The sequence below is a fragment of the Rhizobium sp. C4 genome, assembly GCF_021026315.1.
Classification (GTDB): Bacteria; Pseudomonadota; Alphaproteobacteria; order Rhizobiales; family Rhizobiaceae; genus Ensifer_A.
Window position 1 is genome coordinate 180,258 of record NZ_JAJNCX010000009.1, and the last position, 13,178, is coordinate 193,435.

Genomic DNA, 13,178 nt, shown 5'->3' on the forward strand with positions numbered 1-13,178 from the left:
GGGTGCCGATGCCCCAAAAAACATTGACACCCTTGCGCCGGGGGCGAAGGGTGTCAATTCATTCCGCTACAATTGGGGCAGGGCGCGCAAATTCAGCATCATTTGCTGCGCGCGATCAGCTCCTTGACGAGCGCATCGTTGATCTCGCCCGTCGGCTGCTGGCCGACGGAGGACTGGAACTGCTTGATCGCGGCAACCGTCTTGCCACCCATCACGCCATCCGGACGGCCGACGTCAAAGCCATTCTTGTTCAGCATGGCCTGGATGTAGGTGATCGCCTTCTTCATGTCGACGCTGTTGGTCTTCTGGGCCTTGCCGGCCCAGGCGTCGGGAAGGATCGTGGCGTTCGCCTTGTCGTCCGTGGTCGCGGGCTTCCAGCCGTCGACTTCGGCCTTCGCCTTGGTCAGCTGGTCGGCGGAGAGAACCTTGCCCACTTCGTCGCGCTTCTGGGCCGCATCGACGTCGCCGTCCTTGGCGGCAATGCCGAACCACTTGTAGGACTGCACGAGATCCTGCGTCACACCGCTGCCCTTTGCGTAAAGGATCGCGAGGTTGAACTGGCTGTCACGCACGCCGTGGTTTGCGGCTTCCGTGAACCACTTGCCGGCAGAGGTGAAGTCCTGCGAGCCAAGGCTGCCGGTGGCGTAGAGCACGGCGAGGTTATGCATGGCGCTGATATTGCCGGCCTTTGCCGCGGTCGTATAATGCTCGACGGCCTTGGCCGGATCGATGCCGACGCCGACGCCCTTTTCATAGAGGCTGCCAAGACGATATTCCGCCGGCGCGAAGCCGAGAGAGGCAGCCTTGGTGTACCAGGCGACGGACATGGCCGGGTTTGCGGCAACGCCGCGGCCATCGAAGATTCGGTTGCCGATTTCGTAGATCGCAAGTGCGTCGCCACCATTGGCGGCATCCACCAGCGCCTGCGGCTCGATGCCGGTGGGTACGGCAAGCGCGCCTGCAGCAGGCGTCGTGGCAGCCGGTGCGGCGCTTGCCGGCGGCGTCACCGTCGCAGCAGCCTGCGTCTCGGGCTTGACCTCGGTTGCCGGAGCGGCAGTGTCAGCCGGAGCCGTCTGTGCCGGGGCTGCAGCCGTGGAAGCAGATGCCTCAGGCTTGGCGGCCTGCGGTGCAGCGGCTGGCTCGCTTACGGTGGCAGCGGGCGTCGCGGCAGCGGCATTCGCCGGCGGTGCCGTCACGTCGCTTGCAGCGGGAGCTTCTGCCTTTGCATCTGCGGCAGCCTTGTCGGCGAGAGCCTGATCGGCCGCGGCCTTGTCTGCAGCGAGCTTCTCGGCGGCTGCCTTTTCGTCAGCGGCAGCATCAGCAGACGGTGTCGGCTGCGTGACGGCTGCGGGCTGGGCCTGCGGCGCGTTCGGCGAGCTGAACATCGTGTTGGCCAGCGGCCAGGACATCACGGCGAGCAGCACGAGACCCGTGCCAAGAAGCAGCGGCCGGCGATACTTGCCGATGACGCTGACCGAGGCCTCAGCCTCGTCGTCGTTCCTTTCAATCGGGCGAACCTCGGCGGCGGCAGCCTGTGCAGCGCGGCGGGCAACGGCGATATAGTCGCTGTTGTCGTCTTCGCGAGCCGTCAGGCCGTCCTTCTTGACCGGCTTGCCATCCTGTACCGCACGAACCTTTTCGAGTATCTGGCGGATGTCCGGCGCACCGGAGCCGGGCTCCAGCAGCTGGTTGGCAAGATCCGGGCTGATGTCGTCAGCGGCGTCGATGGCCGGAGCTGCATCCAGCGTGCGGCGCGGCTCTTCGGCCTTCTGGTCCTGACCGTTCTTGCGGAAGCGATTGCCGATCGAGGAAAGGAAGCCCTTCAGCGGCTTCTCGCCGCCATCGCGGGTCGTGGTGTTGTCAATCGAGAAATCGTCGTCGAACAGGTCGTCGTCGAAATCGCTGCTGAACATTTCCGTGTCCGTGCCGGTGCGCAGGCGCGGGCGGCTCGAAACGGCAGCGGCAGCCTTGGAGGCGGCCGGAGCTGCGGCAGCTTCGGTCGATGCACCCAGCTTGTCGAGGCGATCGGCAATCTGCATCAGCGTCTGCTGCAGCGTCTCGAAGGTCTGCTGATTGCGGGCTTCACCCGAACGCGTCAGTGCTTCCAGCGCGTGGAGATCGGAGGCGAGGTCCGAGATCGTCGAGATGTCGGCCTGCGGCATGCTCGTGCTGCTCGGCTGGCCGGCGAAGTTACGGACATAGGCTTCCAGCGCCGTCTCGGCGGCCTGGCGGGCGGCCTCGACAATATATTCGTCGTTCGTCGACATGTAGTCTTCGAGCGCCGACATGCGGCTGGTCATCTGCGCGGTGTTGATGTCTTCGGCAACGCGCGGTTCGCTCAGCAGCTTGGTGAGAGCCGCGATCTGCTCCTCCAGCGCACCGAGATCGGCGGCCGGATTGCCCTTGGCGGCGACATTGCCGTCAATGCGGGCGGCAATGTCGTTCATGCGCTCTTCGAGCCAGGTGAGGATTTCCTCGCTGAGGCCGCCGGATGCGCCGATGCCATCGAGGTTGTCGATGCGGTTGACGAGGTCGTCGAACCGGTTGACGAGGTCGCTGCTGACGGTGCCGCGCGCCATGTCGTCGATCTTGCGCGAAATGTCGGAGACGATGGCCGTGAGGTCTTCGCCGGCCGGTGTAGCACCACCCTGGGCGAGAAGCGCTGCCAGTTCGTCGAAGCGGCGGTCGAGATGTTCGGTGGCCTGCAGCTTGGCAAGCTCTTCCATCCTGGCGGCAAGCCCTTCGATGCGCTCGGCGACAATATTGTCGTGCGCCGGCAGGTTGACGGCGTCGATCTCCTGGATGAGCTGCGCAATGCGCGCCTCGAGCGAGCCGAAGCCGGCATCGCCGGAAGAAAGCTCGGCGGTCGCCTGCGCATTGGCTTCAATGGCGGCCACGACGTCGGCAAGCCGTTCGTCCAGCGTGTGCATCTGGCTGTTCATGTCGCGGTCGGCATTCGACATCTGCGCCACCAGCATCTCGATGGCATCGGCAAGGCTGCCGATCTTGACGTCGAGGCTTTGTGTCTGCGACCGCTTGTCGGCCTCTGCCATTTCCTGGCGGAGCGCGTCGAAATGCTCGATGATGACGGCCAGATCGTCCTGGCGTGCCATGCCGTTGACCATTGCGCGGATCGAGTCGAGCTCGCTGCGCATGCTGTTGGTCACGGCGTTCTCGGTGGCCTCACCGATATATTCCATGCCTTCGGCAAGCCGCTGCAGGTCGGCGTAGAGATCCTGCGGATAACCGTTTTCGGCGACGGATGCGCCGATTTCCTTGACCTCGTTGCGCAGGCTGGCGATTTCCTGCGCGAAGCTGGCAGCCAGATCCTGTTTCAGGTCGTGGCGCAGCTTGGCCAGCGCTTCGGAAATGTCGATCGCTGCGTGTTCGGCCGAAGGCTGGCGATACTCGCTTTGGCGGTAATCGCTGGCCCTGTATTCGCTCGGACGCAGATCGCTGCTGCGCGGCGCGCTGATGGCGGCGGATGCCGGAGCAGCCGGGGAACGGAGGCGCTCACGGATCTGGTCGGCCAGCGAAAGATTGGCGGCTGCCGGCGGTGGCGGACGATTGCGCGACAGAAGCTTCTGCCGGTCGAGAATTTCCGAGATCTGCGAGGAACGCGCCAGACGGCCGGCATCATCGGGCCGCGGTGCGCGAAGCAGCGAACCGCGCGCTTCCTCCACCCGGCTTGTGGCCGTCTCGGTCAAAGGTGCTGCCGGCGCGCTCGAGGCGCGGTCTCCCTGACGAGGCGTATCAGATTTTGATCTGTTCATCATTCCACTCGCTTCAATTGCGTCTGGCGTTGATCCACTTCGGACGCGGGAAATCTCCCCGCCGCGCCCGTCATGGCGAAACTGCGGATGTTCCCGGCTACGAAAGACCTTAAAAATCCCGGATCGGCGCAAATCACCTGCATGAGATGATTACATTTGATGAGGCCGCGTTAACAGCCCGTTAACCGATGTCCAAAGATTAAAATCTTACTTTTGCGCAGAATCACCCTCGATAATTCGTTAACCATTTGCCTTGACGAGACTTGCGGCAAGCTGGAGCCGCAAAATTTTCGGCGCGTTCGATTTTGACGTTTACGCAAACGTCAAAATTTTGTATGAGAATGGCAACGACGACCCAATGGAAGGCGAGGAGACTGCCATGCCCGTGTTCAAAGCCCCCGTACAAGACACCCTTTTCGTGCTCAACGATGTCCTCGGCATCGAGCGCTACGCCAACATGCCCGGCTTTGCCGACGTTGGCCCCGATCTTCTGGAGGCGATCACCGCCGAAGCCGCCAAGGTTGCCGAGGAAGTCATGTTCCCGGTCAACCTGTCCGGTGACCAGGAAGGATGCGTTCGCAACGATGACGCGAGTGTGAAGGCGCCGAAGGGTTTCAAGGAAGCTTTCGACCAATATTGTCAGGGCGGTTGGCTCGGTCTCTCCATGCCGGAGGAATTCGGTGGCCAGGGCCTGCCCTACACCCTGCACAGTGCCGTTTCCGAATATCTCATCTCCGCCAACATGGCACTGATGATGTATCCGGGCCTGACGCAGGGCGCGATTGCCGCCATCCTCGAGCACGGCTCGGATGCGCAGAAGCAGACCTATGTACCGAACATGGTTGCCGGCACGTGGACCGGCACGATGAACCTCACCGAGCCCCATTGCGGCACCGACCTTGGCCTGCTCCGCACCAAGGCAGTTCCGCAGGCTGACGGGTCCTACAAGCTCTCCGGCCAGAAAATCTTCATCTCCGCCGGCGAACACGACATGTCGGAGAACATCATCCATCTGGTTCTCGCCCGCATCGAGGGCGCGCCGGAAGGCACGAAGGGCATTTCGCTCTTCATCGTGCCGAAGTTCATGGTCAAGGAAGACGGTTCGCTCGGTGCCCGCAACGGCGTAGCCTGCGGTGCGCTCGAACACAAGATGGGCATTCACGGCAACGCCACCTGCGTCATGAACTATGACGACGCGACCGGCTACCTGATCGGTGCGGAGAACAAGGGCCTCGCCGCCATGTTCGTCATGATGAACGAAGCCCGGCTCGGCGTCGGCCTTCAGGGCCTGTCCATGGGTGAGATCGCCTATCAGAATGCCGCGCAATATGCCCGCGACCGCATCCAGGGCCGTTCGCTTTCCGGCCCGAAGGCGCCGAACCTCAAGGCAGACCCGATCATCGTGCATCCGGATATCCGCCGTGCGCTGATGACCATTCGCGCCTTCAACGAAGGCGGCCGCGCCTTCGCGCTGTGGACCGCGCTGCAGTCCGACATCGCGCATCGCTCGGATGACGCCAAGGCTCGCGAAACCGCCTCCGATCTGCTCGGCCTGATGACGCCGATCCTCAAGGGCGTGATGACCGACAAGGGCTTCGACCACGCCGTCATGGCGCAGCAGGTCTTCGGTGGCCATGGCTATATCGAAGAATGGGGCATGAGCCAGTATGTCCGTGACGCCCGAATCGCCATGATCTATGAAGGCGCGAACGGCATCCAGGCGCTTGACCTCGTCGGCCGCAAGCTGCCGGCCAACGGCGGCCGTGCTGTCATGGCGCTGTTCAACGAGATCGGCGCATTCTGCGAGGAAAACCGCTCCAACGAAGCGCTCTCCGGCTTCACCAAGGCGCTGAAGAAGGGCCTCAACGACCTTCAGGCGTCCACCATGTGGTTCATGCAGAACGCCATGGCCAAGCCCGACAATGCCGGCGCGGGTTCCTATGACTACATGCACATGTTCGGCGTCGTCGTCATCGGCTACATGTGGGCGAAGATGGCAAAGGTCGCTCAGGAAGAGCTTGCCGCTGGCAATTCTTCGCGCGAAGACTACCTTAAGAACAAGCTGATCACGGCGCGCTTCTACATGGACAAGGTCATGCCGGAAACGGCGCTGCGCAAGACCCGCATCGAGACCGGCGCAGACACGATGATGGAACTGGCCGCCGAGGCGTTCTGAGTTCTGTGAAGAAATGAGAGGCCCTTGAAGACAAGGGCCTTTCTGCATGTCGAGGAATGGCGGCGTACCCGCCAGCACATTTTTTCGCATTTCCCAAAGGAAAACCGCTTCGCACCTTTTCCTGGAAATGCACAAAGGGAGAAGACATCATGACCGAAGCCTTTATCTATGACACCGTGCGCACGCCGCGCGGTCGCGGCAAGAAGGACGGCGCGCTGCACGAAGTGCCGACCCCCCGTCTCGCCGCGCTCACGCTGGAAGCCATCCGCGACCGCAATGGGCTGGACACGTCCACCGTCGACGACATCATCTTCGGCTGCGTTGACCCGGTCATGGAAGCCGGCGCGGTCATTCCGCGTTCTGCCGCCTTTGAAGCAGGCTACGATTTCAAGGCGCCGGGCGTGCAGATCTCGCGCTTCTGTGCCTCCGGCCTCGATGCCGTGAACCTCGCCGCCTCCAAGATCGCCTTCGGTGCCGACGATATCGTCATTGCCGGCGGCGTCGAGAGCATGTCGCGCGTCGGCATGGGCATGGCCGGCGGTTCCTGGCCGGTCGATCCCTCCGTGGCCTTCCCCGGCTATTTCATGCCGCAGGGCGTGTCCGCCGACCTGATCGCCACCAAATACGGCTTCTCCCGCGAGGACGTCGACGCCTATGCCGTCGAGAGCCAGAAGCGCGCCGCCAATTCCTGGGAAAAGGGCTATTTCGACAAGTCCGTCATCGCCGTGAAGGACATCAACGGCCTGACGATCCTCGCCAAGGACGAGCATATGCGTCCCGACACGACGATGCAGTCGCTCGGCTCGCTGAACCCCTCCTTCCAGATGCCGGGCGAGATGGGCGGCTTTGAAGCTGTTGGCCTGCACGCGCATCCGGATGTCGAGCGCATCAACTACGTCCACCATGCCGGCAACTCCTCGGGCATCGTGGACGGCGCAGCCGCCGTACTGCTCGGCTCCAAGGCCGGCGGCGAGGCCATGGGCCTCAAGCCCCGCGCCCGCATCCGCGCCTTCGCCAATATCGGCTCGGAACCGGCGCTCATGTTGACCGGTCCGGTCGATGTCACCGAAAAGCTCCTGAAGCGTGCAGGCATGACGATCAACGATATCGATCTGTTCGAGCTGAACGAAGCCTTTGCCGCCGTCGTCCTGCGCTACATGCAGGCCTTCGACATTTCGCATGACAAGATCAACGTCACCGGCGGCGCGATTGCGCTCGGCCATCCGCTCGGTGCCACCGGCGCGATGATCCTTGGCCAGGCGCTGGACGAAATGGAACGCCGCGATCTGAACACCGCGCTCGTGACGCTTTGCATTGGTGCGGGCATGGGCACGGCCACGATCATCGAGCGCGTCTGACTGCGAGAGGAATGAGGCCAGGACGGATGCCCGACCTTTTCAACCAGGAACGCGAATTCGAGCAACAGGTGCGCGACATGAGCAAGTCTCTTGAAGCCGCGATGGTTGCGAAAACCGCGAAGCAGGCTGCCTCTGAAAAGCGGTCTGCCATACTGGGTTGGGCAGTGACGCTCATCGTCATCGGCCTCGTGTTTTTGACATTCGTCTATCTTCGTGGCGTCTGATGCACGGAGAAGGGCTTCTGGATTTCGAAGGGAAGAGGATCCCATCATGAGCAATTACGTAAACTTCAAGGTCGAAACCGACGCCGACGGCATTGCGCTCGTCACCTGGGACATGCCCGGCAAGTCGATGAACGTCTTCACGGTCGAAGTGATGGACGAACTCGACAAGATCATCGACGCCACCGTCGCCGATGCCAACGTCAAGGGCGTTGTCTTCACTTCCGGCAAGAACGCCTTTTCCGGCGGCGCCGATCTCACCATGCTCAAGGGCATGTTCGAGACCATCGAGCGCGAGCGCGCGGCTGACCCTGCCGGGGCTGCCCAGAAGCTTTTCGATGCCGCAGGCCGCATGACCTGGCTCTATCGCAAGATCGAGACCAACGGCAAGCCGTGGGTCTCGGCCATCAACGGCACCTGCATGGGCGGCGCGACCGAGCTTTCGCTCGCCTGCCATGCCCGCGTCGCCTCCAACTCTCCGTCGGTGAAGATCGGCCTGCCGGAAGTGAAAGTCGGCATTTTCCCCGGTGCCGGCGGCACACAGCGCCTGCCGCGCCTGATCAACGCGCAGGATGCGCTTCAGGCGATGACGACGGGCTCGTCCTTCTCGGCCTCCCGCGCCAAGGCCGTCGGCCTCGTTGCCGAAGTCGTCGAGCCGGAAAACCTCGTCTCCGCCGCCAAGGAATTGCTCAAGAAGGGCGTCGATCCGGTCGCGCCCTGGGACAAGAAGGGCTTCAAGGCTCCGGGCGGCGCCGTCTGGACGCCGAACGGCATCCAGCTCTTCTCCGCCGCCAATGGCATTCTGCGCCGCGAGACGGCCGGCAACTATCCGGCAGCGCTCGCCATCGTGAAATGCGTCTATGAAGGTCTCCAGGTCCCGATCGATACGGGCCTGCGCATCGAGCAGCGCTATTTCACCAATATCCTGCAGACCACCGAAGCCTTCTCGATGATCCGCTCGCTGTTTGTCTCCCTTCAGGAACTGAACAAGGGCGCCCGCCGCCCAGCCGGCGTTGAAAAGAGCGAAATCAAGAAGGTCGGCATCGTGGGTGCCGGCTTCATGGGCGCTTCCATCGGTTATGTCACGGCGGCAGCCGGCATTCAGGTCGTGCTGATCGACCGCGACATCGAAGCGGCCAACAAGGGAAAGGCAACGTCCGAAGGTCTCGTCACCGAGGCCCAGAAGAAGGGCAAGCTCGGCAAGGAAGAGGGCGAGAAGCTGCTCTCCCTCATCACCCCGACCGCCGATTATGCCGATATCGCCGATTGCGACCTCGTCATCGAGGCCGTGTTCGAGGATCGCGGCATCAAGAAGACCGTCACCGAGCAGGTCGAGGCCGTGCTGAAGCCCGGCGCGATCTTCGCCTCCAACACATCGACGCTGCCGATCACGGGATTGGCCGAGAACTCCAAGCGTCCGGAACAGTTCATCGGCATCCACTTCTTCTCGCCGGTGCACAAGATGATGCTCACCGAAGTCATCATGGGCGAAAAGACCGGCGACAAGGCGCTGGCCGTTGCGCTCGACTACGTGGCCGCCATCAAGAAGACGCCGATCGTCGTCAACGACACACGCGGCTTCTACGTGAACCGCTGCGTGCTGCGCTACATGAACGAAGCCTACAACATGCTCGTCGAGGGCATCCCGGCCGTCATGATCGACAACGTGGCCAAGATGGCGGGCATGCCGGTCGGCCCGCTGGCGCTGAACGACGAAACGGCGGTCGACCTCTCCTACAAGATCATGAAGGCGATGATTGCCGATCTCGGCGAGAAGTCGGTCGATCCGCGCCACATGGCGCTGATCACTGAGATGGTCGAAAAGGAAGGCCGCCTTGGCCGCAAGGCCGGCAAGGGCTTCTATGACTATCCGGCCAAGCCCGCCAAGAAATCCATGTGGCCCGGCCTCAAGGATCTCTTCCCGCAGCAGGACCCCGACAAGATCGATGTCACGACCCTGAAGCAGCGCTTCCTCGTCACCATCGCTCTGGAAGCGGCCCGCACCATGGAAGAGGGCATCGTCACCGATCCGCGTGAAGCCGATATCGGCTCGATCCTCGGCTTCGGTTTCGCGCCCTATACGGGCGGTGCGATCTCCTACATCGACGGCATGGGCGTGAAGACGTTTGTCGATCTGGCAGAAAAGCTCGCCGCTCAGTACGGCCCGCACTTCAAGCCGACTCCCCTTCTGCTCGAAATGGCGAAGACGGGCGACACGTTCTATGCCCGCTTCAATCCCTATGGTGAGAAAAAACAGGCAGCCTGAGCCTGAAAAAATCGCAAAACGCATAAAAAAGGCCGCTTCCAGCGGCCTTTTTCGTGTCCAAATGAGGTCGGAATAGGGCAGAAATCCCGCCGAAATCGTTGCTCGGCGAAATAACTGGCGCCAAATAAGCATGTATTAAGATATTGAAAAAGAACACAAATATCTAAATAGAGAAAATCTGATAAGAGAACCGTATAAGTTCGATCCCTGATTTCAAGTCTCCGAATTGGAAACAATACGTCTCCAATTTTGAGATTGAACCGAACGGTTCGGTCATACATATGAGGTGGTGTCAGACGACGACATCGACACCGGCAACAACGCCAGTCGGTCGTCTCTGAAACACGGCCCCCGCCATTCAGTCGCCCACTGCGTAGTGCGCGATTGAATAGCGGGAAACCAAAACCCCCTCGCGGTTAGATCCCTCGTGGAACCGCTATTTGTAATGGAGATCAAAATGAACAAGTTTGTTGCTTTCGCCGCTGCTGGCGTCCTGTCCGTTTCCGCCCTGATCGCTGGTCAGGCTGCTGCCCAGGAAAACGACACTGCATTCCCGCAGATGGTCCACTCCAGCACCCACGCGCCTTCGCCTGCCGCATCTAGCAACAAGGCTGTCGGCTACGGTTACAACCAGGGCTTCCTTGCCAAGGCTTCGAACTCCGGCAACGTCAGCATCCGCTACGCGAGCGAACTGTCGAGGGCTGAAAAGGAATCCTTTCAGGACCGCGCCAAGGCTGACCCGTCCGCAGTCCAGGCCCTCCAGGCCGAAATTGCACAGAATGCAGACGTCGTTCGTGGTCTTCAGGACCGTAACGTAAACCTCAAGAACGTGATCGGCGCGCAGCGCGCAGCTGACGGTTCGACGACCTACATCGTCCGCTAATCCGGTTGGTTTCATCCGAAGCCACCCCTCCAGGCGCCTCCCGCGGTTCCACTGCCGCGGGAGGCGTTTTTTGCTTTTCGGAGCTGATTAAGTTTATGATTCAATTTATGAAATTCCGCAGAAATGCACGAATTGTGCACAATGCGTTTCCAATTTCGAGATTGAACCGATTGGTTCGATGAGCTATATCAAGTCCTGTCAGCGGATGAAAGTGACACCGGCAAAGACGCCGAAGCGATCGAAAACTGACAAGGCCCCCGCCATTCAGTCGCGCACTCAATAGTGCACGATTGAATAGCGGGAAACCAAAACCCCCTCGCGGTTAGATCCCTCGTGGAACCGCTATTCAAATGGAGATTAAAATGAACAAGTTTACTGCTTTTGCTGCTGCTGGCATTCTTTCCTTTTCCGCCCTGATCGCTGGTCAGGCTGCTGCCCAGGAAAACGACACTGCTTTCCCGCAGATGATCCACCCCAACACCCAAGCGTCTTCGCCTGCCGCATCTAGCAACAAGGCTGTCGGCTACGGCTACAACCAGGGCTTCCTTGCCAAGGCTTCGAACTCCGGCAACGTCAGCGTCCGCTACACGAACGAACTGTCGCAGGCTGAAAAGTCCTCTTTTCAGGACCGCGCCAAGGCTGACCCGTCCGCAGTCAAGGCTCTCCAGGCCGAAATTGCACAGAATGCAGACGTCGTTCGTGGTCTTCAGGACCGTAACGTAAGCCTCAAGAATGTCATCGGTGCACAGCGCGCAACTGACGGCTCGACGACCTACATCGTCCGCTAATCCGTCTGACAAGACATCTTTATACCCCTCCAGCGCCCTCCGCGGTCCCCCCCTGCCGCAGAGGGCGATTTCGTTTGTCCAGAGGGCATTGCCAGCGGGTCTTAAGGGCAGCACGCCTCCACACGGGAAAGGCGTGGTGAACGACGCGGAGATTTTGTCAAGTCAATGATTTAATTTCACATTTCATCGCCACATTTGACGAAACCATTGGCGTTCGATCCCGCATTTCAAGGCATGAATTGTGCACAATACGTTTCCAATTTTGATATTGAACCGATCGGTTCGATGTCCCAAATAGGGTGTGTAAGACGGAGACATAAAGTCAGACGGATCGGTCTCCCGACGAAAACCCCGCCCTTCAGTCGCGCACTGCGTAGTGCGCGATTGAATAGCGGGAAATCGAAAATCCTCGTGGACGCTCGCATCTGGATGAGGTCCGCACAGTTAAGACGAAGAATGGAGAATTAAATGAACAAGTTTGCTGCTTTCGCCGCCGCTGGCGTTCTGACTGTTTCGGCTTTGGTTTCGGGCCAGGCCTTCGCTCAGGAAAATGGAAACTCTGCCTTTGAGCAGATGGTCCACGCCAACATGTATGGCACGACTGCTGCCGCTTCCGACGGCAGAGCTGTCGGCTATGGCTACAATCCGGGATTTCTTGCCAAGGCATCGCATGAAAGCAATGTCAGCGTCCGTTACGTAAGCGAGCTGTCCCGTTCGGAACGCCAGTCTTACGATGACCGCGCCAGTGCCGACCCGGCTGCTGTCCAGGCACTTCAGGCTGCTATCAGCAAGAACCCGTCCGTGCTTCGTGGCCTGCAGGAACGCAACATCAGCCTGCATAACGTGATCGGCTCGATCAGCGCCTTGGACGGCTCGACGACCTACATCATTCGTTAAGTCTCAGCAGACAGGAAACTGTCGCAATGCCTCGCGGCTCTGCCGCGAGGAACCGGAATGAAGGTTCGGAGCATACGTTCAAGAGTTCAGTTGGATCACTGGGAAATACACTTTCTCGAGATTGGAACATTACCATCCTGTAATGATAGAAAATGTTTCCAATTTTTAATCCAATACGTCGTTCATGACGCGAAATTAATGAGGTATGCCTGAAACTAATCCAAATGTAATGCGTTAATAGGTCATGCGCTTCTGATGGCGCTTTCAATTGATCTGTTAGCAATTGAAGAATCGGCGGCTTTCCGCCAAATCGTATGGAGATGAAAATGAACAAGTTTACTGCTTTTGCCGCTGCCGGCGTCCTGGCCACCACTGCTCTCTTTGCTGTTCAGGCTTCGGCTGATGACAATGAAAATTCGGCTTTTGCCCAGATGGTGTCTGAAAACACCTACGCTGCCGCTCCGGCCGCACATGAGGGCGCCCATAAAGCCTATGGCTACGGCTATCAGGCCGGCACGCTTTCCCGCGTTTCCGCCAAGACTTCTGACGTTGCCGTCTACCGTCTCGGCGAACTGAACAAGGCCGAACGCGAAATGTATAGCGACCGTGCCAACGCAGATCCGGCTCGGGTTGCCGCTTTGCAGGAACAGATCAAGGCCTCTCCGGCAGTCCGCAACGCCCTTCTGGCCAAGAACGTCCAGATCTCCAGCGTGATTGGCGAGATCAAGGGCGCTGACGGCTCGACGGCATACGTGCTTCGTTGATCGACCTGCATTGTGAATGACCCCAGAGGCCCTGCAGCTCCCCGCTGCGGGG

Annotated in this window: 9 protein-coding genes; 8 read left to right on the forward strand and 1 reads right to left on the reverse strand. The window is 60.3% G+C overall.

The genetic code is table 11. From position 1 onward, the window contains the following. Positions 1-98 precede the first annotated feature (98 nt). The gene (locus tag LQK84_RS16695; protein ID WP_230829850.1) at positions 99-3,776 is read right to left on the reverse strand and encodes an SEL1-like repeat protein; all 3,678 of its coding nucleotides are present in this window, start codon (positions 3,774-3,776) and stop codon (positions 99-101) included. A 376-nt stretch (positions 3,777-4,152) separates the two neighbouring features. On the opposite strand from LQK84_RS16695, the gene LQK84_RS16700 reads away from it, so the two are divergent. The 8 genes from LQK84_RS16700 to LQK84_RS16735 all read left to right on the forward strand — a co-directional run bounded on the left by LQK84_RS16700 (position 4,153) and on the right by LQK84_RS16735 (position 13,126). Continuing rightward, positions 4,153-5,949 (forward strand): acyl-CoA dehydrogenase C-terminal domain-containing protein, encoded by a 1,797-nt coding sequence (locus LQK84_RS16700; RefSeq protein ID WP_230829851.1) that lies wholly within the window; start codon positions 4,153-4,155, stop codon positions 5,947-5,949. Between the two features lie 149 nt (positions 5,950-6,098). Beyond that, positions 6,099-7,307 (forward strand): acetyl-CoA C-acetyltransferase, encoded by a 1,209-nt coding sequence (locus tag LQK84_RS16705; protein WP_230829852.1) that lies wholly within the window; start codon positions 6,099-6,101, stop codon positions 7,305-7,307. A gap of 26 nt (positions 7,308-7,333) precedes the next feature. After that, positions 7,334-7,531 carry a hypothetical protein gene (locus tag LQK84_RS16710; RefSeq protein WP_230829853.1) on the forward strand — a complete coding sequence of 66 codons (198 nt, stop codon included), beginning with the start codon at positions 7,334-7,336 and terminating at the stop codon, positions 7,529-7,531. Positions 7,532-7,577: 46 nt separating this feature from the next. Next, the gene (locus tag LQK84_RS16715) at positions 7,578-9,794 is read left to right on the forward strand and encodes a 3-hydroxyacyl-CoA dehydrogenase NAD-binding domain-containing protein (protein WP_230829854.1); all 2,217 of its coding nucleotides are present in this window, start codon (positions 7,578-7,580) and stop codon (positions 9,792-9,794) included. 457 nt (positions 9,795-10,251) lie between these two features. Next, complete coding sequence (locus tag LQK84_RS16720; RefSeq protein WP_230829855.1) at positions 10,252-10,677, forward strand: hypothetical protein; 426 nt, start codon at positions 10,252-10,254, stop codon at positions 10,675-10,677. Positions 10,678-11,039: 362 nt separating this feature from the next. Further along, entirely contained in the window at positions 11,040-11,465 is a 426-nt protein-coding gene (locus LQK84_RS16725) for a hypothetical protein (RefSeq protein ID WP_230829856.1), read from the forward strand. A gap of 468 nt (positions 11,466-11,933) precedes the next feature. After that, the gene (locus LQK84_RS16730; protein WP_230829857.1) at positions 11,934-12,362 is read left to right on the forward strand and encodes a hypothetical protein; all 429 of its coding nucleotides are present in this window, start codon (positions 11,934-11,936) and stop codon (positions 12,360-12,362) included. Between the two features lie 326 nt (positions 12,363-12,688). Beyond that, on the forward strand, positions 12,689-13,126 hold the full coding sequence (locus tag LQK84_RS16735; RefSeq protein ID WP_230829858.1) for a hypothetical protein: 438 nt from the start codon (positions 12,689-12,691) through the stop codon (positions 13,124-13,126). Positions 13,127-13,178 lie beyond the last annotated feature (52 nt).

Excerpts from the sequence above, each read along its gene's own strand:
- LQK84_RS16730 (WP_230829857.1), top strand. The coding sequence starts at position 11,934 with ATGAACAAGTTTGCTGCTTTCGCCGCCGCTGGCGTTCTGACTGTTTCG.
- LQK84_RS16710 (WP_230829853.1), top strand. The coding sequence starts at position 7,334 with ATGCCCGACCTTTTCAACCAGGAACGCGAATTCGAGCAACAGGTGCGC.
- LQK84_RS16705 (WP_230829852.1), top strand. The coding sequence starts at position 6,099 with ATGACCGAAGCCTTTATCTATGACACCGTGCGCACGCCGCGCGGTCGC.
- LQK84_RS16725 (WP_230829856.1), top strand. The coding sequence starts at position 11,040 with ATGAACAAGTTTACTGCTTTTGCTGCTGCTGGCATTCTTTCCTTTTCC.
- LQK84_RS16735 (WP_230829858.1), top strand. The coding sequence starts at position 12,689 with ATGAACAAGTTTACTGCTTTTGCCGCTGCCGGCGTCCTGGCCACCACT.
- LQK84_RS16695 (WP_230829850.1), bottom strand. The coding sequence starts at position 3,776 with ATGATGAACAGATCAAAATCTGATACGCCTCGTCAGGGAGACCGCGCC.
- LQK84_RS16715 (WP_230829854.1), top strand. The coding sequence starts at position 7,578 with ATGAGCAATTACGTAAACTTCAAGGTCGAAACCGACGCCGACGGCATT.
- LQK84_RS16700 (WP_230829851.1), top strand. The coding sequence starts at position 4,153 with ATGCCCGTGTTCAAAGCCCCCGTACAAGACACCCTTTTCGTGCTCAAC.
- LQK84_RS16720 (WP_230829855.1), top strand. The coding sequence starts at position 10,252 with ATGAACAAGTTTGTTGCTTTCGCCGCTGCTGGCGTCCTGTCCGTTTCC.